The organism is Geodermatophilus sp. SYSU D00663 (assembly GCF_054050655.1).
Map to the genome: position 1 here is coordinate 98,487 of NZ_JBJGZT010000006.1, position 19,362 is coordinate 117,848.

The following is a 19,362-nucleotide window of genomic DNA, read 5'->3' on the forward strand; positions in this document are numbered from 1 at the left end:
GGCCGGTCACCGGGCCGCCCGCAGGGCCCGCGCCGCGGCGGCCGGGTCGGGCGCGGCGCACACCGCCGAGACGACGCAGATCCCGTCGACGCCGGTGACCAGCGGCGCCCGCTCGACGTCGATGCCGCCGATCGCCACCGACCGGAGCCCGCCGGCCGCCGCCTCCGCCGCCAGCGCCGCCACCCGCTCCGGCCCCAGGCCGGTGCCCGCGTCCGGCTTGGTGGGGGTGGACCACACCGGCCCGATGCCGACGACGTCGACGGTGCCCGGCGGCAGCGCCAGCGCGACGGCGAGCTCCTCGCCGGACCCGGCCGAGAGCCCGAGCAGCCGGTCGGGGCCGATCCGCGCGCGGACCTCGGCGGCCGGCGTGTCGTCCTGCCCGACGTGCACGCCGTCGGCGCCGGCCATCAGCGCGACCTCGACGTCGTCGTTGACGAACAGCGCCACGCCCGTGCCGGCCAGGACCTCCTTGACCGACAGCGTCAGCGCGTACAGCTGCCGGCACGACGCCGTCTTGTCCCGGACCTGCACCGCGGTCACCCCGCCGGCCACCGCCGCCCGGACGACGTCGGGCACGCCCCGGGGCCCGGCCAGCGCCGTGTCGGTGACCAGGTAGAGCGTGGGGTCGAACGCCGGCCTCACGGGTCCACCCGCGCGGCGGACAGGTCGGTGACCGCGTCGAGCGCGTCGAGCCACAGCGGCGCGAAGGTCCCCGGCCCGCCGGCGACGGCGGCCGCGGCCTCGGCGGCGAGCGCCACGTGCGCGTGCCCGGCGACCGCGCCGGTCAGCGGGTCGCCGGTCGCCGCGACGTAGGCGGCGACCACCGCGCCCAGCGCGCAGCCGGCGCCGGTGGTGCGGGTGAGCAGCACCGAGCCGCCGCCCACCCGGACGGTCCGGGTCCCGTCGGTGACGACGTCGACCTCGCCGCTGACGGCGACCACTCCCCCGGTGCGCCCGGCCAGCGCGACGGCGGCGTCGAGCGCCTCGTCGGCCTCGTTCGTGGAGTCGACGCCGCGGCCGCCGCTTCCGGCGCCGGCCAGCGCCATGACCTCGGAGGCGTTGCCGCGGACGACGGCCGGGCGCGCCTCCAGCAGCTCGGCGGCGAGCTCGGTGCGGTAGGGCAGCGCGCCGACGGCGACCGGGTCGAGCACCCACGGCGTGCCGGCGGCCGCGGCCGAGCGGGCCGCCAGCCGCATCGCCTGCGCGGTGCGCTGGTTCACGGTGCCGACGTTCACCAGCACCGCCGAGGCCACCGCGGCGAAGCCCTCGGCCTCCAGCGGCTCGTCGACCATCGCCGGGGCCGCGCCGACGGCGAGCAGCGCGTTCGCCGTCAGCGTCTGCACGACGGTGTTGGTCAGGCAGTGCACCAGCGGTGCGGCGCCCGTCAGGGCCTGACGGGCAGCGGTCAGAGCAGCGGCATCCACGCCGTGACATCCCTTCGCCAGCATGACCTGGACAGGTTCGACGGGTGTGTTCTCAGCCCGCCGGACGGCGGACACCCCGAGTCACTGCCCGCCGACGCTACCCCCGGGCCGCCAGGCGCTGTCGAAGAAGGCCACCTCGAGCTCCATCGCCCGCCGGTAGGCCCGGCGCACGGCCGGGGTGCCGGCGGCCAGCCGGTCCAGCAGCGCCTCGAGCGTGGCGGCGAGCTCCTCGAAGCCGGGGTCGGCGTAGGTGTCGACCCACTCCCGGTACGGCCCTGTTGCACGTGGAACCAGCGCCTGGCCGAGGTGCGCGTAGAGCCGCATGCACGGCGTCATCGCCGCAGCCACCTCGCCGACGTCGCCGAGCGCGGCCGTGGCCAGCAGGAACTCGGTGTAGGCGAGCGTCGCCGGGGCGGGCCGCACGGCGGCCAGGTCGATGCCCCAGCGGGCGGCGTAGCCGTCGTGCAGCCGCAGCTCCTCGCGGACGCCGGCCAGCAGGTCGGCGAAGGACTCCAGCGTCGCCCGGTCGCGGCTGTGCGCCACCCCGAGCGCGTACGCGCGGGCGAAGGCCTCGAGGAAGAACGCGTCCTGGGCGACGTACCCGGCGAACCGCTCGCGCGGCAGCGTGCCGTCGGCGATCCCGGTGACGAACGGGTGCTCCCGCGCGGCGGCGGCGAGGTCGGCGCTGCCCGCCCAGAGGTCCGCCGCGAGGGTCACGCGTCCAGCGCCATCTGCCAGAACGCGGTCTCCGCCGCGACCACCTCGAGGAAGACGGAGTCGGGCGCCCCGCCGGCCACCGCCTCCAGCCCGGCCACGTACTCGGCGAAGCCCGGCGCCGTCCAGTGCTCGACGAACTCCCGGTACGGCTCCGCGCCGGGCCGGGCGGCCGACCACGCGTCGAGGTAGGTCCGCTCGACGGTCCACAGCGCGGTGAGCGCGGTGGGCAGGTCGGCGGCGTCGAGCCGGTACAGCAGGTCCCCGTAGGCGATGGTGGCCGGCAGCTGCGGGGCGTCGAGGTCCAGCCCGCGGGCGGTGGCCTGCTCGCCGAACCAGTCCAGCTCCGCGACCAGCGCGACGCAACCGGCGGCGAGCACCCCCTGCGCCGCGCGGGGCGCCCGGGCGAGCAGCCGCGCCTGGAAGCGCAGCAGGTCGGCGACGAAGTACGCGTCCTGCACCAGCCAGGTGTCGAAGGCGGCGGGTGGCAGCGTGCCGTCGCGGACGGCGTCGAGGAACGGGTGGCGGGTGGCTCGGCCCCAGGCGTCGGCGTGGCGGACGAGCAGGTCGGCGACCGGCACGGCGCCCGACCCTACGGGGTGGCTATGGTGGCGCCGCCATGTGCGGGAGCTCGGGGCAACCGGGCTGAGAGGGCGGCTGAGCGCGCCGCCGACCGCTGGAACCTGACCGGGTAATGCCGGCGTAGGGAGCGGCCGTGAGCACCTCGGACCCTGTCCGTACCGACGCTGTCCGTACCTCGGACGCACCCCTGACCCTCGACCAGGCGCCGCCGCGCACGCTGGGCCCGGCCGCCAACCTCGGCCTGTGGGCGAACCTCGGCGTCAGCCTGCTGCTGCCGGTGGCGGCGGTGTTCGTCGTCCTGCCGGGGCGGTCGCTGGCGGTCACGCTCGCCGCGGTCGTCGTCGGCGCGGTGCTCGGGTCGGCGCTGCTCGGGCTGGTGGCCGCCGCCGGCGCGCGGGAGGGCGTGCCCGGGATGGTGTTGCTGCGCGGGCTGCTCGGCCGGCGCACCTCCTGGCTGCCGACGGCGTTCAACCTCGTGCAGTGCGTCGGCTGGGCGACGTTCGAGATCGTGGTCATCGCCGAGGCCGCCGCTCGGGTGCTGGACGCGCCGCGCTGGCCGTTCGTCGTCGCCGCCGGGGTGCTGGCCACCGCGATGGCGCTGCGGCCCCTCGGTGTCGTGCGGGTGCTCGCCCGGTACGCCGTCTGGGCCGCGCTGGCCGCCGTCGCCTACCTGTTCGTCCAGGTGCTGGCCGAGCCGCTGCCGCCGCTGGAGGGCGGCGGGGCGACGTCGTTCTGGACCGCCGCGGACATCGTCATCGCGCTGCCGGTGTCCTGGCTGCCGCTGGCCGCCGACTACACCCGCCACGCCCGCAGCGCCCGCGCCGCCGGTGTCGGGTCGGCGGTGGGCTACGGCGCCGCCACCGTCGTCATGTTCACCCTCGGCGTGCTGGCGCTGGCCGCCTACGGCAGCGCGGGCATCGACGTCATCGGCGCGCTGCTGGCCGTCCCGCTGGGCGCCGTCGCGGTGCTCGTGCTGGTCGCGGTCGAGCTCGACGAGGCGTTCGCCAACCTCTACTCGACGGCGGTGTCGGCGCAGAACGTCGTCGCGCGGCTGGACCGGCGGGTGCTCGCCGTCGCCGTGGGTGCGGTCGCGACGCTGCTCGCGCTGACCTTCGACGTCGCCGCCTACGAGCCGTTCCTCTTCCTCATCGGCGCGGTGTTCGTGCCGCTGGCCGGGGTGCTGATCGTGGCCTACTGGCTCACCCCGCGCGGGCGCTGGGACACCTCCGACACCGCGCCCGCCCGGCCGCTGTTCCTGCTGCCGTGGGCCGCGGGGTTCGTCGCCTACCAGCTGACCCTGCCCACGTACTTCCCCGGCCCGGGGGCGGGCTGGACGGCGTGGTGGAGCGCGCGGCAGGCCGACCTCGGCATCGACCCGGCCAACGGCTGGTCGGCGTCGCTGGTCGGGCTCGCCGTGGCCGTCGTCCTCACCGCGCCGCTCGTCCTGGCGGGCCACCGGCGGTGACCGACGTCGCCGTCGCGGGAGGCGGCCTGGTCGGGCTCGCGGTGGCCTGGCGGGCCGCCCGCCGCGGGCTGTCGGTGACCGTCGTCGACGACGCCCCGGGCACCGGCGCCTCCGCCGCGGCGGCCGGGATGCTCGCGCCGGTCACCGAGGCCGGCTACCGCGAGGAGCCGCTGCTGCGGCTGGGCCTGGACTCCCTCGCCCGCTGGCCGGCGTTCGCCGCGGAGCTCGAGGCCGCCGCCGGGACGCCGGTCGGGCTGCGCACCGCCGGCACGCTGGTGGTCGGGTTCGACGAGGACGACGTCCGCGAGCTCGACGCGCTGCACGCCTTCCAGGACGAGCTCGGCCTGGCCGCGCGGCGGCTGACCCCGCGCGAGGCCCGCCGCCGCGAGCCGGCGCTGGCGACCCGCGTGCGCGGCGGGCTGCTGGTCGAGGGCGACCACTCGGTGGACGGGCGGGCGGTGCACGCCGCGCTGCTGGCCGCGGCGGCGTCGGCCGGGGTGACCCTGCTGCGCGACCGGGTGGCGGCGGTCGTCGTCGACGGCGGACGGGCGGCCGGCCTGCGGCTGGCGACGGGGGACCTGCTGGCCGCCGGCGCCACGGTGCTCGCGCTCGGCGCGCGCAGCGGGCAGGTCCCGGGCGTCCCGCCGCTGCCGGTCCGCCCGGTCAAGGGCCAGGTCCTGCGGCTGGCCGGCGCGGCCGGGCTGCTCGAGGGCACCGTGCGCGCCCTGGTCCGCGGCCGGCCCGTCTACCTCGTCCCCTACGCCGGCGACCGGCTGGTCGTGGGCGCCACCAGCGAGGACCGCGGGTTCGACGCCCGGGTCACCGCCGGCGGCGTGCACGACCTGCTGCACGACGCGATCGACGTCGTCCCGGAGGTATCGGAGCTGGAGCTCACCGAGACGCTGGCCCGCTGGCGGCCGGGGACGCCGGACAACGCGCCGCTGCTCGGCCCGTCGTCGCTGCCCGGGCTGGTGCTGGCCACCGGGCACCACCGCAACGGCGTCCTGCTCACCCCGGTGACCGCCGAGGCCACCGCCGAGCTGCTGGTCACCGGCGCCCTGCCCGCGGTGGCTGCCCCGTTCACCGCCGACCGCTTCCGGAGGGACTGACGTGCAGCTGACCGTCAACGGCGCCCCGGCCGACCTGGCCGACGACGCCACCGTGGCCGACCTCGTGGCCCAGCGCGCCGCGGGTCACGACCGCGTGGCCGTCGCCCGCAACGGCGACGTCGTGCCCCGCAGCAGCTGGGCGGCGACCCGGCTGGCCCCCGGCGACGCCGTCGAGGTGCTCGCCCCGACCGCAGGAGGATGAGTGAAGGACCCCCTTCCCCCGCACCACTCGCAGGCTCGCGGTGGGACCCTGCACGGAGGCCCGGACGACGCCGCCGACCCGTTCGAGCTGGGCGGTGAGACGTTCGGCTCCCGGCTGCTGCTCGGCACCGGCGGGGTGCCCAGCCTGGAGGCGCTCGAGGCCGCGGTGCGCGCCTCGGGCACCCAGGTCGTGACCGTGGCGCTGCGGCGGGTCGAGGCGGTCGCCGGGGCAGGAGGGGCAGCCGGCTCGATGGTGCAGGTGCTCGACCGGGCCGGCGTCCGGCTGCTGCCCAACACCGCCGGCTGCAGGACCGCCCGCGAGGCGGTGCGCACCGCCCGGCTGGGCCGCGAGGCGTTCGGCACCGACTGGGTGAAGCTCGAGGTCATCGGCGACGACGTCACCCTGCTCCCCGACGCCGTCGAGCTGCTGGACGCCGCCGAGCAGCTGGTCGCCGAGGGCTTCACCGTGCTCGCCTACACGACCGACGACCCGGTGCTGGGCCGCCGCCTGGCCGACGCCGGCTGCGCCGCGGTCATGCCGCTGGGCTCGCCGATCGGCAGCGGCCTGGGCATCCGCAACCCGCACGCCATCGCGCTGCTGCGGGAGGCCGTCGACGTGCCGCTGGTCCTCGACGCCGGCATCGGCACCGCCTCGGACGCCGCGCTGGCCATGGAGCTGGGCTGCGACGCGGTGCTGCTGGCCACCGCGGTCACCCGCGCCCGCGACCCCGAGCGGATGGCGCTGGCGATGCGGCAGGCGGTGGAGGCCGGCCGGCTGGCGAAGCTGGCCGGGCGCATCCCGCGCCGCTGGCACGCCGAGGCGTCGACGCCATTCGAGGGGCTGCCCGCGCTGTGACCGTCCCCCGCCTGCTCGTCGTCACGGACCGGACGCAGGCGCGCGGCCCGCTCCCCGAGGTGGTCGCGGACGCCGTGGCGGCCGGTGCCCGGGCGGTGCTGCTGCGGGACAAGGACCTGCCACTGCCCGAGCGGGCGGAGCTGGCCCGCGAACTGCGGGCGGTGCTCGACCCGGTGGGCGGGCTGCTCGTGTGGGGCGGCGCGACCGGGGCGCCGGCGGGGGTGGCGGTGCACCTGTCCGCCGCCGACCCGGTCCCCGCCGCCCGCCCGCCGCTGCTGGGCCGCTCCTGCCACTCGGCGGCGGAGCTCGGGCGGGCGGCGGCCGAGGGCTGCGACTGGGTGACCCTGTCCCCCGTCGCGCCCACCGCCTCCAAGCCCGGCTACGGGCCGGCGCTGGGCACCGCCGGCCTCGCGGCGCTGGCCCCCGGCGCCCCGCCGGTGCTGGCGCTGGGCGGCGTGCGCCCCGGCGACGTGGCGGGCTGCCTCGCCGCCGGGGCGTCCGGCGTGGCGGTGATGGGGCCGGTGATGCGCGACCCCGCCGTCGTCGCCGCCTACTGCGCCGCGCTCGCCGCCGCCTGACGTGCCCCCGGCCGGCCGGGGAGCACCGACGGCCCCGACGACGATGCGCGAGTCGAACAGCGCGCCCCACTGCCCGGTGACCCGGTCCAGCGCCCCGGGCACCGAGGCGATGCCGCGGCCGAGCGCGAGCGACAGCGCGACCACGAGCAGCGAGCGGGTGTCCAGGCCGTCCCTGGCCAGCATCTGGACGCCGATCGCGCAGACCATGCCGAACAGGACGAGCACCCCGCCGCCGAGCACCGCGGGCGGGACGGCGGCGAGGACGGCGGCGACCTGCGGCAGCAGCGAGCGGCCGACCAGCACCAGCGCCAGGTTCGAGGTGGACATGGCCAGGACGTGCTGCAGTCCCAGCGGGACGGCGACGTTCCACGGCGGCCGGGCCATCGGGGTCGGCGGGCGCGGGGGGGGGGGGGGGGGGGGGGGGGGGGGGGGGGGGGGGGGGGGGGGGGGGGGGGGGGGGGGGGGGGGGGGGGGGGGGGGGGGGGGGGCCCCCCCCCCGGGGAGGGGAGGGCCAGCCGGGTGCTCCTCGGCCGGGTTCGTCGGTACGCCGGAGGGACTCCCGGCCCCGTGTTCCGGAGCCGTGTCGGCGACGTGGCGGTGCCGTTCCGCACTCCGCGCCTGTGACGCTGGTCGCAGCCGGGTTTACGGGACCGTCGCGCGAGCCATACGCAGGTGTTCGACTTCGCGTCCACGACCGGGCGCCGACACGAGGAGCGCACGGGGTGACACGCGGAACGGCCGGTCCTGCCTGGCCGTCGGCGTCACCCCCGCCCGCCGGGGACGGCCTGTCCTGGGAGCTGTCCGACGTCGCCGAGCTGCCCCGGGTGCGCGACGAGCTACGGCGGTCGCACGTGGCGCCCGGCTCCCCGGACGTGCGCGACCGGCTGGTCCTCGTGCTCGACGAGATGGCCTCCAACGCGCTGCGCCACGGCGGCGGCGCGGTCGAGGCGGTGGTGCGCCACACCGGGGACGCCTTCCTGGTCGCGGTGTCCGACGGCGCCGCCGGCACTCCGCCCACCCCGGCGGTCGACCGCGACCCCTCCGAGGGCGGCCTGGGGCTCTACCTCATCGCCGAGCTGTCGACGGCGCACGGCTGGTACGCGGACGACGGCACCAAGACCGTCTGGGCGGTGCTCCCTCCCAGGTGAGGTGACGGAACGGCCCTCCTGCAGGGGCCCGCCGCGGGCCTGCGAGCGGTAGGGCGCAGGAGGGTCCTCCTACTGGGGGTGCAGGCGCATGGCGACCAGGGCGACGTCGTCCTGGAGGCCCTCCGGGCGCAGCCGGGCGAGCAGCGCGTCGCCGAGCCGCTCGAGCGGGAGGTCGGCGAGGCGGGCCAGCGCGGTCCCCAGCAGGCCGATCCCGTCGTCGAGCAGCAGGTCGCGGCCCTCGACCAGCCCGTCGGTGTAGAGCAGCAGCGTCGAACCGCGGGGGACCTCCACCGCGGCCGAGCTGCGCCGGGCGCCCGGGTCGACGCCGAGCATGAGCTGGCCGCGCTCGGTGCCCAGGGTGTGCACCTCGCCGTCGGGGGTGAGCAGCAGCGGCGGCGGGTGCCCGGCGTTGGACCAGCGCAGCGTCGTCGTCCCGGCGGCACGCTGCTCCGGTGTCTGCTCGACGCGGGCGACCACCGCGGTGGCCATCGTCCGCATGCCCAGCGCGTCGACGGCGGCGTCGAGCTCGGCCAGGACGGCGTCGGGCGGGACGTCGCCGCGGTAGGCGATGCCGCGCAGCATGCCGCGCAGCTGGCCCATCGTCGCCGCGGCCTCGGTGTCGTGCCCGACGACGTCGCCGATGACCAGCACGGTCGCCCCGTCGGGCTGGAGGAACGCGTCGTACCAGTCGCCGCCGACCTGGGCGGCCTCCACCGCCGGCTGGTAGCGGACGACGATCTCGGCGTGGTCGGGCTGCGGCGGCGCGGTGAGCATGCTGCGCTGCAGGGCCTCGGCCAGCCGCCGCTGCTGGTCGAACAGCCGGGCGTTGTCCAGCGCCAGGGCGACGCGGTCGGCGACCTCGCGGGCGGCGGCGACCTCCTCGGCGCGGGCGGCCGGCCGGTCGGCGCCGCGGTAGACGCTCAGCGCGCCGAGCGTGCGCCCGCGGGCCAGCAGCGGCAGGGTGACCGCCGTCCGCGGGGCGAGGGCGTCGAAGACCTCGCGCACCTCGCCCTCGGGCAGCGTGGGGCGGATGGCCGCCGGGACGTCGTCGACGGTGAGCAGCCGGCCGGAGTGCAGCGCCCGCAGCACGGGCGCGTCGGGGGGGATCGACGCCAGCCGCAGGTCGGCGTAGGCCGACGCGGCCGCCCGCAGCGCCGGGTCGCGGTGCCAGCTCGCCACGTCGCGCATCCGGCCGTCCTCGCCGGCGGACAGCGTGAGGATCGCCCAGTCGCCGAGCACGGGGACGACGGCCTCGGCGACCCGCTGCAGCGCCGGCTCCTGGGCGCCGCCGGAGCCCAGCCACGCCGACATGAGCGCGCTGACCTCGGCGACCAGCGACAGCCGGGCGGCGCTGTCCCGGGCCCGCTGCTCGGCGGCGCGGCGCTCGGTGACGTCGAGGAAGTAGACCGACAGCCCGTCGGGACCGGGCCAGGCGCGGACCTCGTACCAGGCGTCCAGCGGCGGCGGGTAGTAGGCCTCGAAGACCCGCTCCTCGCCACCCTCCATGGCCGCCCGGTAGCTGACCTCGAAGTCGCTGCCGACGGCGGCGGGGAACAGCTCCCAGATGTCCCCGCCGAGGAGCTCGTCGCGGCCGCGGTGCAGCACCCGCTCGGCCTCGGCGTTGACGTAGGTGAAGCGCCACTCGCGGTCGAGGGCGAAGAACGCCGACCGCATCGTCTCGAGGACCCGGGACACCCGGGCGTCGCCCTCGTGCCGGTCGGTGGTGTCGATGCCGGCGCCGAGCAGCCGCACCGCCCGCCCGCGGTCGTCGGCCAGCGCGCGGCCGCGGCCCTGCACCCACCGGGTCTCCCCGGAGGGCAGCACGACGCGGAACTCGGCGTCGTAGGCGCCGACGGTGTCGATCGCCTCCTGCAGCGCGGCGAGGGTGCGGTCCCGGTCGTCGGGGTGCAGGCGCTCGGCGAAGGACTCGATCGTCCCGCCGAAGCCGTCGGCCTCGAGGCCGAAGATCGCCACCAGCTGGTCGTCCCAGGCGAGCCGGCCGGTCTCGAGGTCCCAGTCGAAGCTGCCGATGCCGGCGGCGTCGATGGCCAGCTCGAAGCGCAGCCGGGCGAAGTCGGGGTCGTCGGGCAGCACGGACAGCGGGCGGTCTGTCGCTCCCGATGGCCCCGGACGCTGCTCGGGGACGGTCACGGGAAGCGGGAGTCCATTCGGTGGGGGAGCGGTGGTCCCCGTCCTTTCTCCCATGCCGGGGCGGGGAGGACAACCGGTGTGCCAAAGTCGACACCGCGTGCCGACGCGCGGGACGGGCGCTCCCGGCGGCGCGGGCCGGCGGCGGTGCCGGTCCGGGCCGCCCGGGAGCGCCCGTCGTGTCGTCTCGTCGCGGCGCGCCCCGAGCGGGGCCGCGTCCACCGTCCTCCTCGCGGCGCCGGGCCGTGACCGTGACCGGGTCCCGCGGGCGTCCACCTCCTCCGGCGGGCCGGGCGCCTGCCTGGCCGGGTCGCGCTCGGTCAGAGACCCGGGGGGACGACGGGGCGGGTCGTCCCCCGCCGGGTACCGGCGGGACCCGGTCCTCCCGCCGCGGCGACCGTCGCCGGACAGGCCGCGCCGCGCTCGTCCGGGCCTCCCGGGAGGGTCCGCGCGCTGCACCGGGTCGGTGGGTCGGCGGGCGGTCGAGGCCGGATCGTCGTGCGGGAGCGTCTGTCGGGCGGCGGGTGGACTCCCGCTGCCGGGCGCCGCTCGCGGTGCGGTCCGGGGCCTCCCTGGAGGGTCCGCGCGCTGCACCCGGTGGGTGAGTCGGCGGGGGGTCGAGGCCGGATCGTCGTGCGGAGGGGTCTGCCCGGCGGCGGGGTGCCGCGGTGGAGGCCAGGGGCGGCCGTGGTCGGCCGGGGGTGGATCTGCTCGGGGAGCGGGCCGGCGGTCCGGCCACCCGCGGGGGGGAAGGGGGCGGCCGGGCCCGTCGAGCACGTCGACGAGGGGCGGACGCGCGTCCCCGGGGAGGGGGCGCGCTGCGGATCAGCCGGGAGCCGGTGGGGGTGGCCGGGGCGAACCCCGCGCCGGGTGCCCGCCCGGGTCGCCCCGGGTGCGCACCGCACCGGCGGTGCGCGGCGGGTCGGGCGCCCGCGCCGTCGGCCGCCCGGTGGCGGGCCGCGCCGGCCAGCCGGCCGGGGCCAGCGCCGGACCCGCGGAGCGGGGGGCGGCGGGACGGGGCGGGACCGGCCGGCCGGCGCCGGCCGGGAGCGACGCCGCGGCGGGGGAAGACGCCGCGGGCCGGATCGTGGGGGTGCTCGGCAGCTCGGTGAGCACCACGGGACCGTCCGGGACGCGAGGCCGCGGGACGGCCGGGACGGCCGGGCGGGGCCGGCCCCAGGCCAGGTGCGCGCCGTCGGGGCCGGCGCCCCAGAGCGCCAGCCGCCGGACCAGGCCGGGACCGGCCGGCGGGACGACGACGGGCGCGGTCGGCCAGGCGGCGTGGGCGCCGTCCGGGCCGGCACCCCACATGGCCAGCCGCCGGACCGAGGCCCGAAGCCGCGCGCGCCAGCGGGGGCCGGCCGCGGGGGCCGGGGTCACCGGGGCCGGGGTCACCAGGGCCGGGGTCACCAGGGCCGGGGTCACCGGGGCCGGGGCCGCCTCGGCCGCCGGGGCCGCCTCGGCCGCCGGGGCCGCGGCCGGCGGGACGGGGCGAGGCCGGGGCACGGGCACCGGGCGGGCCACCGGCAGCGGGCGCAGCGCGCGGGGGGCGCCCGGCGAGCGGGTCGTCACCGCGCGGCGCGGCCGGGACCGCCGCGGCAGCTCGTGCGCCCGGTCGAGCAGGCCGAACAGGCCGGCCAGGGACAGGTCGTCCGGCAGGGTCGCCGACGACGGGGCGGGTGCCCGGTCGATCGCCATGCCGTCCTCCTGAGGGGTCTTGGTCCGCAGCCGGGGAAGGTGCTGCGGACAGGGAGAACCGTAGGGACGGCGGGCCTCGCGGACGGCTCGTCGGGACACGTCCTGGAGACCCCGTGACGCAACCGTTGTGACGCCCTGACCAGCGCGTTGGTCACCCGGCGCTGCCGACGATCACTTGTCGACCCGTCGACGGCCCGCGAGCGTGGAGAGCCCCTGCGGGGCCTCCGGTCACGCCGGGACACGCCCCGGCGCGCCCGGCGTGTCGGGGCGTGTCCCCGGCCCGTCCCCCGCGTCCCCGGACGGTGTGGTCCGGTTGCCGGTGGGGTGCGGCCCTGCCGAGACTCGACCGGTGAGCGAGCGGGCCGCGACGGCGGCACCCGACCGGACGCCGGGCAGCACGGACGAGCCGGACACGAGGCTGCGCCGCGCCGTCACCGGGCCGCTGCTCTACCTGTTCATCCTCGGGGACGTCCTGGGCGCCGGTGTCTACGCGCTGGTCGGCGAGGTGTCCGCGGAGGTCGGCGGCGCGATCTGGGTGCCGCTGCTGGTCGCCCTGCTGCTGGCACTGCTCACCGCGGGGTCCTACGCCGAGCTGGTCACGAAGTACCCGCGGGCCGGCGGCTCGGCGGTGTTCGCGGAGCGGGCGTTCCGCTCCCCGGTGGTCGCCTTCCTCGTCGGCTTCTGCATGCTCGCCGCCGGCGTCACCAGCGCCGCGGGCCTGGCGGTGGCCTTCGCCGGTGACTACCTGACCGTCTTCCTCGACGTGCCCGCCGCCCCGGCCGCCCTGGTGTTCCTGCTGGTGGTGGCGCTGCTCAACGCCCGCGGCATCCGGGAGTCCCTGCGCGCCAACCTGGTCATGACGCTGGTGGAGACCTCGGGCCTGGTCCTCGTCGTCGTCCTCGGGGCGGTGGTCCTCGGGCGCGGCGACGGCGACCCGGGCCGGGTCGTGGAGTTCCCGCCCGGGGTGTCGGCGGCGACGGCGGTGCTGTCGGCGGCGCTGCTCGCCTACTACTCGTTCGTCGGGTTCGAGACGTCGGCCAACGTCGCCGAGGAGGTCCGCGACGTGCGGCGGGTCTACCCGCGGGCGCTGTTCGGGGCGCTGCTCACCGCGGGCGTCGTCTACGTGCTGGTCGGGCTGGCCGCCGCGGTCGTCCTCCCGCCCGCGGAGCTCGCCGGCTCCACCGGGCCGCTGCTCGAGGTGGTCCGCGCCGCCGACGCCGGCATCCCCGACGAGCTGTTCAGCGTCGTCGCCCTGGTCGCCGTCGCCAACGGCGCCCTGCTCACGATGATCATGGCCAGCCGGATGGCCTACGGGCTGGCCGAGCAGCGCCTGCTGCCGGCGGTCCTCGGCCGGGTGCTGCCGCGCCGCCGGACGCCGTGGGTGGCCATCGCCGTCACCACGCTGGTGGCCATGGGCTTGAGCCTGGCCGGGGACCTGGCCACGCTGGCCAACACGGTGGTGCTCCTGCTGCTGTTCGTCTTCGTCAGCACCAACGCCGCGGTGCTCGTGCTGCGCCGCGACCGGGTCGACGCCCCGCACTTCCGGGTGCCGCTGGTGGTGCCGGTGCTCGGCATCGCCTCGTGCCTGGTGCTGCTGTGGCGCCAGGAGGCCCGGACCTGGGCGTTCGCCGGCGTCCTGCTCGCCGTCGGGGTGGTGCTGTACCTGGTGACCGCGCTGCCGCGGCGCCGGGCCGGGAGCTGACCGCGGCGCAGGCGCACCCGGGCCCGGTTGCGAGGATGGCCGGGTGGCTCCTCCCGCACCGCGGCCCCTGGTGATCGACACCGACCCCGGCATCGACGACGCGCTGGCGATCCTGCTGGCGCTGGCCAGCCCCGAGGTCGACCTCCGCCTGGTCACCACCACGCACGGCAACGTGTCCCTCGCGCAGACCACCGAGAACGCGCTGCGGGTGCTGCACCTGGCCGGCCGCTCCGACGTCCCCGTGGCCGCGGGCGCCACCGACTCGCTGGTGTTCCCCCAGCCCGAGCGCGCCGGGCACGTCCACGGCGCCACGGGCCTCGGCGGCGTCGACCTCCCGCCCTCCCCGGCCGCCGTCGACCCCCGCCCGGCCGTCGTCGCGCTCGCCGAGCTGCTCCTGGCGTCGGAGGAGCCGGTGACGGTGGCCGCGATCGGGCCGTGGACCAACGTCGCGCTGCTGCTGGCCACCTACCCCGAGGCGGCGGAGCGGATCGACCGGCTGGTGCTCATGGGCGGCTCGGCCGCCCGCGGCGGCAACGTCACCGCCGCCGCGGAGTTCAACGTGTGGTCCGACCCGGAGGCCGCGGCGCGGGTGCTCGGCTCGACGGTGCCCACCGTGCTCGTCGGCCTCGACGTCACGCTGCCCACGGTCCTCGACGAGGACGGCGTCGCCCGGTTCGCTTCGGCCGGGCCGGTCGGGAAGACGGCGGCGGCGATCCTGCAGCAGTACCTGGACCACGCCCGCACCTCCTACGGCACGACCGGCGTGGTGGTGCACGACGCGCTGGCGCTCACCGAGGCGATCGTGCCGGGCACGCTGGGCACCGTCCGCCGCGACGTCGTCGTCGACACCACCCTGGGGCCGGCCCGCGGGCAGACGCTGGTCGACCGCAGGACGGTGTCGGACTCCCCCACCGCGGTCGACGTCGCCGAGACCGTGGACAGCCCGGCCGCCGTGGAGTTCCTGGTCAGCCGGCTGGCCGACCTGGCGACGCGGGTGGGCTGAGCCGCGCCGGCGGGCCGGTCCGCCTCAGCGCCGGTCCTGCGTGGAGGCCACGATCCCGGTGGCTATGTCGCGCAGCTTGCGGTTGTAGCGCTGGGACGCCTCGCGCAGCAGCTCGAAGGCGGCGTCGGCGTCGACGTGCCGCTGCGCCATGAGCACGCCCTTGGCCTGCTCGATGACCGCGCGGGACTGCATCGCCAGCTCCATGTTGCGGGCGTGCTCGCCGAGCTGGGCGTGCGCGTCGGCGTTGGCGACGGCGACGGCGACCGCCTCCGCGACCTGGCGGGCCGCCTCGACGGACCCGTCGGAGGCGAACGCGGCGGGCTGCGTCGAGTAGATGTTCAGCGCCCCGATCGTGGTGGCCTGGTAGGGCAGCGGCATCGACAGCGAGCTGCGGACCCCGACCTCCACCACCCGGGCCACGTACTCCGGCCAGCGCGTCTCGGTGCGGGTGTCGTCGATCCGCAGGACGACCCCGGCGCGCCCGGCGTCCATGCACGGGCCGTAGCCCCGCTCGTACTGCAGCTCGTCGGCAGCCAGCGCCATGTCGCCGTGGTGGGCGGCGGTGGTGGCCACGTCCCCGCGGATCAGCGTGATCGACGTCGACTCGGCGCCGGGGACGTTCTCGGCGGCGATCCGGGTGACCTCGTCGAGCGCGTCGTCCAGGGCCCGGTCGGCGAGCCGCAGTCGGCTCAGCGCGCGCCAGAGGTCCTCCACGGGGCCCATCCTGCCCGCAACGGCCGCTGCCGGGGACCCGGCCGATCACCGTGGGCGGGGACCGTACGGGTCCGCCGCTGCGGGCCAGGGCGCTTTCGGTCAGGATGGACGCCGGTCGGCGGAGCAGACGCGAGGGGTGGGACATGGGCCAGGAGGCGTGGCCGTGCACTCCGGTGCCCTCCGTGGCCGGCGACGTCTGGCACTGGCAGCTGGAGGCCATGCACGTCGTCTCCCGGGTGCGCGCGGACCTGCGGGCCCGGATCGCCCACCCGTCGGTGAGCACGTCGTCGACCGAGGACGCCCGCGACGGGCTGCTGCTGGTGTTCGAGGAGCTGGCCTCCAACGCCCTGCGGCACGGCGGCGGCGACGTCCGCGCGCTGGTGGTGGCCAGCCCCGCCGGCTGGCTGCTCGACCTCAGCGACGAGGCGCCCGAGCGCCCGCCGGTGCCCGCCGTCGACCGCGACCCGTCCCTGGGCGGGATGGGCCTGCACCTGGTGGCGCAGCTGTCGGTCGACTACGGCTGGGAGAGGCGCCCCGGCCGCAAGCACGTGTGGGCGCGGCTGCCCTCCGGGCTGGAGCCGGTCGAGGGGTTCGGCAGCCAGGTGCCCGAGCCGCGCGCGCCGGAGATCCCGCGGGACTGAGCCCGGGGGTTCAGGCCGAGTCGGCCACCGCCGCGCCGTCGTGCTCGGCGCGGGCGCAGTGCGCGCAGCAGTAGAACTGCCCCTCCACGACGACGCCGTGGCCCACCACCTTGACGCCGCAGTGCTCGCAGATGGGCGCCATGCGGTGGATGGCGCACTCGAAGCTGTCGAAGGTGTGCCGGGCCCCCTGGGCCACCACCTCGAAGCTCATGTCGTAGTCGTTGCCGCAGACCTCGCAGACCGCCATGGCCCCTCCCTTCCCCGGACGGGGCCGGGGGACACGAGGGTGGCTCAGCTGCTGCGGCGGGCGGTCCAGTTCGAGACGAAGTCCCGCAGGCTGCGGGTGGGCCGCAGCCACGCGCCGTCCGGCGGCAGGGCGTCGAGCCGGACGCGGTCCAGCGGCGCGGCGAAGGCGCCGGGGACGTCCTCGATGTCGATGAACTCCAGCAGGTCCGAACCGATGGCGTAGCCCGCGACCTCGCTGAACGCCACGACGACGACCTGGGTGCCGGTCCGCGCGAGCTCCTCGAGCGGCTCGGCGAAGTTGCGCCCGTCGCCGGAGAACACGACCAGCCGCCGCAGCCGGTGGCTGTGCGCGCGGACCTCGATGTGGTCGAGCATCGCCTGGTCGATGTCGTCGTCGGGCTGGCTCTTGGGCCGGGCGAAGACGGCGTAGCCGAAGCCGCGCAGCGCCTCCACCCAGCGCTGCAGCGAGCCGACGACCGGCGGGATGTTGGCGAAGACGCAGGCCTCGACCTCGGGCGCGTCCGGCGCGGCGGGGTCGCCGGCGCCGTCGACGAACCAGGCGGCGATCGCGTCGAAGCGCGGCCGGGAGGCGGCGGTGGGGCGGGCGCCGATGACCGTCGACAGGGTCATGTCGATGTTCGGCGCGTCCCAGATGAGCAGGTCCAGCGCGGGCCGCCCCCGGCCGCCGTCGGCCCGGGGCTCGGCGAGGGGCGTCTCTTCGCTGGTCGCGGTCACGGGGGCAGTCTGCCCGGTCGCCGCCGCGTCCGTGCCGGTGCCGTCCGGGGTGTCCGGGGTGTCCGGGGTGTCCGGGGTGTCCGGGGTGTCCGGCACCGGCGGGACGACGACGGGCGGGACGGCGGGCGGTGCGACGACCGGCGGCGGGCCGGCCGGGGCGGTCGCCCGGCGGACGGCGCGCCGGCGGACGGGACCGGTCACCGCCGGTCCCCTCCCCCCTGTCCGCTCAGGGCAGCCCCCTCAGCGCAGCCGGCCGGCGAGGGCCAGCGCGCAGGAGTCGCCGCCGCCGGCCCGCACCCGGTCCGCCCAGCGCTCGACGTCCTCGGCGCTCATGGGGTGGGCGAGCAGGTAGCCCTGGGCGGAGTCGCAGCCGGCCTCGCGGACCATCCGCAGGTGCTCGGCGGTCTCCACGCCCTCGGCCACCGACCGGATGCCCAGGGTGTGCGCGAGCTCGACGATCGCCCCGAGGACCGCGCCGGTGCCGCCGGAGGCCAGCCGCTCGGCGGCGGTGATCAGCGACCGGTCGATCTTGAGCGTCCCGATGGGCAGCGCCATGAGCTGGGCCAGCGAGGACCAGCCGGTCCCGAAGTCGTCGATGGCCACCCGCACGCCGAAGCCGCGCAGGACGGCGAGCTGGTCCTCGGCGCGGGTGGGGTCCTCGGCGACGCTGGTCTCGGTCAGCTCGAGCATCAGCTGCTCGGGCGCCAGGCCCGACTCGTGCAGCGCCGTCCGGACGTCGCGGACCAGCGTCTCGGCGGAGAAGTGGCGGGCGCTGATGTTGACCGCCATCCGCAGCGACAGGCCCTGCGCGGCCCACTCGGCGGCCTGGCGGGTGGTCTCGTGCAGCAGCCACCGGGTGATCGGGATCAGCTGCCCGGTCTCCTCGGCCACGGAGAGGAAGGCGTCGGGCGAGAGCAGGCCGCGCTCGGGGTGCTGCCAGCGCAGCAGCGCCTCGACGCCCTCGACCTCGCCGGTGTCCAGGCGCACCACCGGTTGGTAGTGGACGACGAACTGGTCGAGCGCGCCGTCGCGCAGCCGGGTGGCGACGTCCATGCGCCAGCGGGCGGCGTCGCGCAGCCCCGGGGAGAACAGGTGGACGCGGTCGCGGCCGGCCGCCTTCGCGGCGTAGCTCGCGGCGTCGGCGTCGCTGAGCAGCTGGTGGGCGTGCCGCAGCCCGGGCTGGGCGACGGCGACCCCGATGCTGGCCGACACCGGCACCGAGACCCCCAGCGCGATGAACGGGCGGGCGAAGGAGCGCTGCAGCCGGAAGGCCAGCGACGCCGCCTCCGGGGTGTCGCAGGAGCGGGCCAGGACGACGAACTGGTCCCCACCCAGGCGGCCGACGGCGTCGCCGGGACGGATCTGGGCGGCCAGCCGGGCGCCCACCTGGCGCAGCAGCTCGTCGCCGACCTCGGAGCCGAGCGAGTCGTTGATGGTCTTGAAGCCGTCGATGTCGAGGAACAGCAGGGCGGTGCGGGTGCGCTCGTCGGCCAGCGCCTCGCCCACGAGCTCGAGCAGCCGGGCGCGGTTGGCCAGGCCGGTGAGGTCGTCGTGGTGGGCCTGCCAGGCCAGCCGCTCCTGGTCGCGGACCCGCTCGGTGATGTCGATGTGGGTGGCGACGAGCTGGCCGTCCTCCTCCACCCGCGCCGCCTGCATGCGCCACCAGGTGCGACCGCTGGAGGACTCGATGGAGTACTCGCAGGAGAAGGTGCGCGTCGGTCCCCCGGGCGGCGCCGCCCGCAGCTCGGCGAGCCCGCCGGCGATGCGGGCCAGGTCGTCCGGGGTCAGGCCCTGACCTATCCGCGCGAGGTAGTCGTCGCCCACCTCGGCGGGCTCCCAGCCCCCTGCGCGCACGACGTCCGCGGTGTCGGCCCAGCTGCGGTTGACGCTGCGGACCCGGCCGCCGCGGTCGACGAGCACGGTCGGGGTGGGGTACGCGTCGAGGACGGCGGTGGTCTGCCGGAGGGCGTGCGCCTGGGCGGCGTGCGCGCGGTGGCGCGAGTCGACGTCGCGGATGAACACGACCAGGCCGGTGCTGTCGGCGGAGGCGCGGACCTCGAACCAGCGGTCCCGCGGCCTGTGCAGGTACTCGAACACGCGGGGGTGGCCGTCGTCGAGGGCGCCCCTGAGCTCCGCCACGAACTCGGTGTCGCGCAGGTCCGGGATGCAGTCGAGGACCTTCTGGCCCAGCAGGGTGTCGGCCGGCCGCCCGAGCAGGTCCTCCAGGGCGGCGTTGAGCCAGGTGAAGCGCCACTCCCGGTCGATGTGGCAGACCGCGTCGGGGACGCTGGCCAGCAGGTTCGGCGGTGCCGCCGCGCCCGCACGGTCGGATGGGTGCACGCGTTCTCTCTCCCCCTGCCGCACGCCGGACCCCGTCGAGCGGGTCACCGGTACCGGA

At 77.6% G+C, this 19,362-nt stretch carries 19 protein-coding genes, 1 pseudogene and 1 riboswitch; of the genes and pseudogenes, 9 read left to right on the forward strand and 11 right to left on the reverse strand.

What is annotated here, in order from left to right:
• Positions 1-6: 6 nt before the first annotated feature.
• From thiE to ACI79Z_RS06480, 4 genes are all read right to left on the reverse strand, one after another.
• A complete protein-coding gene (gene thiE / locus ACI79Z_RS06465; protein WP_456902095.1) occupies positions 7-642 on the reverse strand; it encodes a thiamine phosphate synthase in 636 nt (211 codons plus the stop codon).
• Positions 639-1,424 carry a hydroxyethylthiazole kinase gene (gene thiM, locus ACI79Z_RS06470; protein ID WP_456902096.1) on the reverse strand — a complete coding sequence of 262 codons (786 nt, stop codon included), beginning with the start codon at positions 1,422-1,424 and terminating at the stop codon, positions 639-641. Before thiM ends, thiE begins: the two co-directional genes overlap by 4 nt.
• Positions 1,417-1,513, reverse strand: a riboswitch (TPP riboswitch). Its footprint overlaps the gene before it by 8 nt.
• The gene (locus ACI79Z_RS06475; RefSeq protein ID WP_387991332.1) at positions 1,506-2,141 is read right to left on the reverse strand and encodes a TenA family protein; all 636 of its coding nucleotides are present in this window, start codon (positions 2,139-2,141) and stop codon (positions 1,506-1,508) included. It overlaps the preceding riboswitch by 8 nt.
• On the reverse strand, positions 2,138-2,719 hold the full coding sequence (locus tag ACI79Z_RS06480; protein WP_387991335.1) for a thiaminase II/PqqC family protein: 582 nt from the start codon (positions 2,717-2,719) through the stop codon (positions 2,138-2,140). The genes ACI79Z_RS06475 and ACI79Z_RS06480 overlap by 4 nt, the downstream gene beginning before the upstream one ends.
• Positions 2,720-2,853: 134 nt before the next feature.
• Here ACI79Z_RS06480 and ACI79Z_RS06485 point away from each other — a divergent pair, with 134 nt between their 5' ends.
• Genes ACI79Z_RS06485 through ACI79Z_RS06505 form a run of 5 tightly spaced genes read left to right on the forward strand, consistent with a single transcriptional unit; the run spans position 2,854 to position 6,929 of the window.
• On the forward strand, positions 2,854-4,185 hold the full coding sequence (locus tag ACI79Z_RS06485) for a purine-cytosine permease family protein (protein ID WP_387991338.1): 1,332 nt from the start codon (positions 2,854-2,856) through the stop codon (positions 4,183-4,185).
• Positions 4,182-5,294: a glycine oxidase ThiO gene (gene thiO / locus ACI79Z_RS06490; RefSeq protein WP_387991340.1), complete on the forward strand. Its 1,113-nt coding sequence runs from the start codon at positions 4,182-4,184 to the stop codon at positions 5,292-5,294. The genes ACI79Z_RS06485 and thiO overlap by 4 nt, the downstream gene beginning before the upstream one ends.
• A gap of 1 nt (position 5,295) precedes the next feature.
• Complete coding sequence (thiS, locus tag ACI79Z_RS06495; RefSeq protein ID WP_387991343.1) at positions 5,296-5,496, forward strand: sulfur carrier protein ThiS; 201 nt, start codon at positions 5,296-5,298, stop codon at positions 5,494-5,496.
• A complete protein-coding gene (locus tag ACI79Z_RS06500; RefSeq protein ID WP_456902097.1) occupies positions 5,497-6,351 on the forward strand; it encodes a thiazole synthase in 855 nt (284 codons plus the stop codon).
• The gene (locus ACI79Z_RS06505) at positions 6,348-6,929 is read left to right on the forward strand and encodes a thiamine phosphate synthase (protein ID WP_387991346.1); all 582 of its coding nucleotides are present in this window, start codon (positions 6,348-6,350) and stop codon (positions 6,927-6,929) included. The genes ACI79Z_RS06500 and ACI79Z_RS06505 overlap by 4 nt, the downstream gene beginning before the upstream one ends.
• Positions 6,930-7,037: 108 nt before the next feature.
• On the opposite strand, the pseudogene ACI79Z_RS06510 reads toward ACI79Z_RS06505, so the two are convergent.
• Positions 7,038-7,313, reverse strand: a pseudogene (locus ACI79Z_RS06510) (solute carrier family 23 protein); the annotation flags it as partial.
• A gap of 338 nt (positions 7,314-7,651) precedes the next feature.
• On the opposite strand from ACI79Z_RS06510, the gene ACI79Z_RS06515 reads away from it, so the two are divergent.
• Complete coding sequence (locus ACI79Z_RS06515; RefSeq protein ID WP_387991349.1) at positions 7,652-8,077, forward strand: ATP-binding protein; 426 nt, start codon at positions 7,652-7,654, stop codon at positions 8,075-8,077.
• A 69-nt stretch (positions 8,078-8,146) separates the two neighbouring features.
• Here ACI79Z_RS06515 and ACI79Z_RS06520 read toward each other — a convergent pair whose 3' ends face one another.
• Together ACI79Z_RS06520 and ACI79Z_RS06525 are read right to left on the reverse strand one after the other, a co-directional pair.
• The gene (locus ACI79Z_RS06520) at positions 8,147-10,171 is read right to left on the reverse strand and encodes a SpoIIE family protein phosphatase (RefSeq protein WP_456902098.1); all 2,025 of its coding nucleotides are present in this window, start codon (positions 10,169-10,171) and stop codon (positions 8,147-8,149) included.
• 879 nt (positions 10,172-11,050) lie between these two features.
• The gene (locus tag ACI79Z_RS06525; RefSeq protein WP_456902099.1) at positions 11,051-11,923 is read right to left on the reverse strand and encodes a hypothetical protein; all 873 of its coding nucleotides are present in this window, start codon (positions 11,921-11,923) and stop codon (positions 11,051-11,053) included.
• A 349-nt stretch (positions 11,924-12,272) separates the two neighbouring features.
• Between ACI79Z_RS06525 and ACI79Z_RS06530 the strand changes: the two genes are divergently transcribed.
• A complete protein-coding gene (locus ACI79Z_RS06530; RefSeq protein ID WP_456902100.1) occupies positions 12,273-13,625 on the forward strand; it encodes an APC family permease in 1,353 nt (450 codons plus the stop codon).
• Positions 13,626-13,668: 43 nt separating this feature from the next.
• Positions 13,669-14,628 (forward strand): nucleoside hydrolase, encoded by a 960-nt coding sequence (locus ACI79Z_RS06535; RefSeq protein ID WP_387988706.1) that lies wholly within the window; start codon positions 13,669-13,671, stop codon positions 14,626-14,628.
• Between the two features lie 24 nt (positions 14,629-14,652).
• Here ACI79Z_RS06535 and ACI79Z_RS06540 read toward each other — a convergent pair whose 3' ends face one another.
• On the reverse strand, positions 14,653-15,342 hold the full coding sequence (locus ACI79Z_RS06540) for a GAF and ANTAR domain-containing protein (RefSeq protein WP_456902101.1): 690 nt from the start codon (positions 15,340-15,342) through the stop codon (positions 14,653-14,655).
• A gap of 182 nt (positions 15,343-15,524) precedes the next feature.
• Here ACI79Z_RS06540 and ACI79Z_RS06545 point away from each other — a divergent pair, with 182 nt between their 5' ends.
• Positions 15,525-15,983 carry an ATP-binding protein gene (locus ACI79Z_RS06545; protein ID WP_387988704.1) on the forward strand — a complete coding sequence of 153 codons (459 nt, stop codon included), beginning with the start codon at positions 15,525-15,527 and terminating at the stop codon, positions 15,981-15,983.
• 10 nt (positions 15,984-15,993) lie between these two features.
• Here ACI79Z_RS06545 and ACI79Z_RS06550 read toward each other — a convergent pair whose 3' ends face one another.
• Genes ACI79Z_RS06550 through ACI79Z_RS06560 form a run of 3 tightly spaced genes read right to left on the reverse strand, consistent with a single transcriptional unit; the run spans position 15,994 to position 19,304 of the window.
• Positions 15,994-16,230, reverse strand: a complete 237-nt coding sequence (locus ACI79Z_RS06550; RefSeq protein WP_387988703.1) for a hypothetical protein — start codon at positions 16,228-16,230, stop codon at positions 15,994-15,996.
• Between the two features lie 44 nt (positions 16,231-16,274).
• Positions 16,275-17,165 (reverse strand): NYN domain-containing protein, encoded by an 891-nt coding sequence (locus ACI79Z_RS06555; RefSeq protein WP_456902102.1) that lies wholly within the window; start codon positions 17,163-17,165, stop codon positions 16,275-16,277.
• A gap of 39 nt (positions 17,166-17,204) precedes the next feature.
• Positions 17,205-19,304 carry a putative bifunctional diguanylate cyclase/phosphodiesterase gene (locus tag ACI79Z_RS06560; protein WP_456902103.1) on the reverse strand — a complete coding sequence of 700 codons (2,100 nt, stop codon included), beginning with the start codon at positions 19,302-19,304 and terminating at the stop codon, positions 17,205-17,207.
• Positions 19,305-19,362 lie beyond the last annotated feature (58 nt).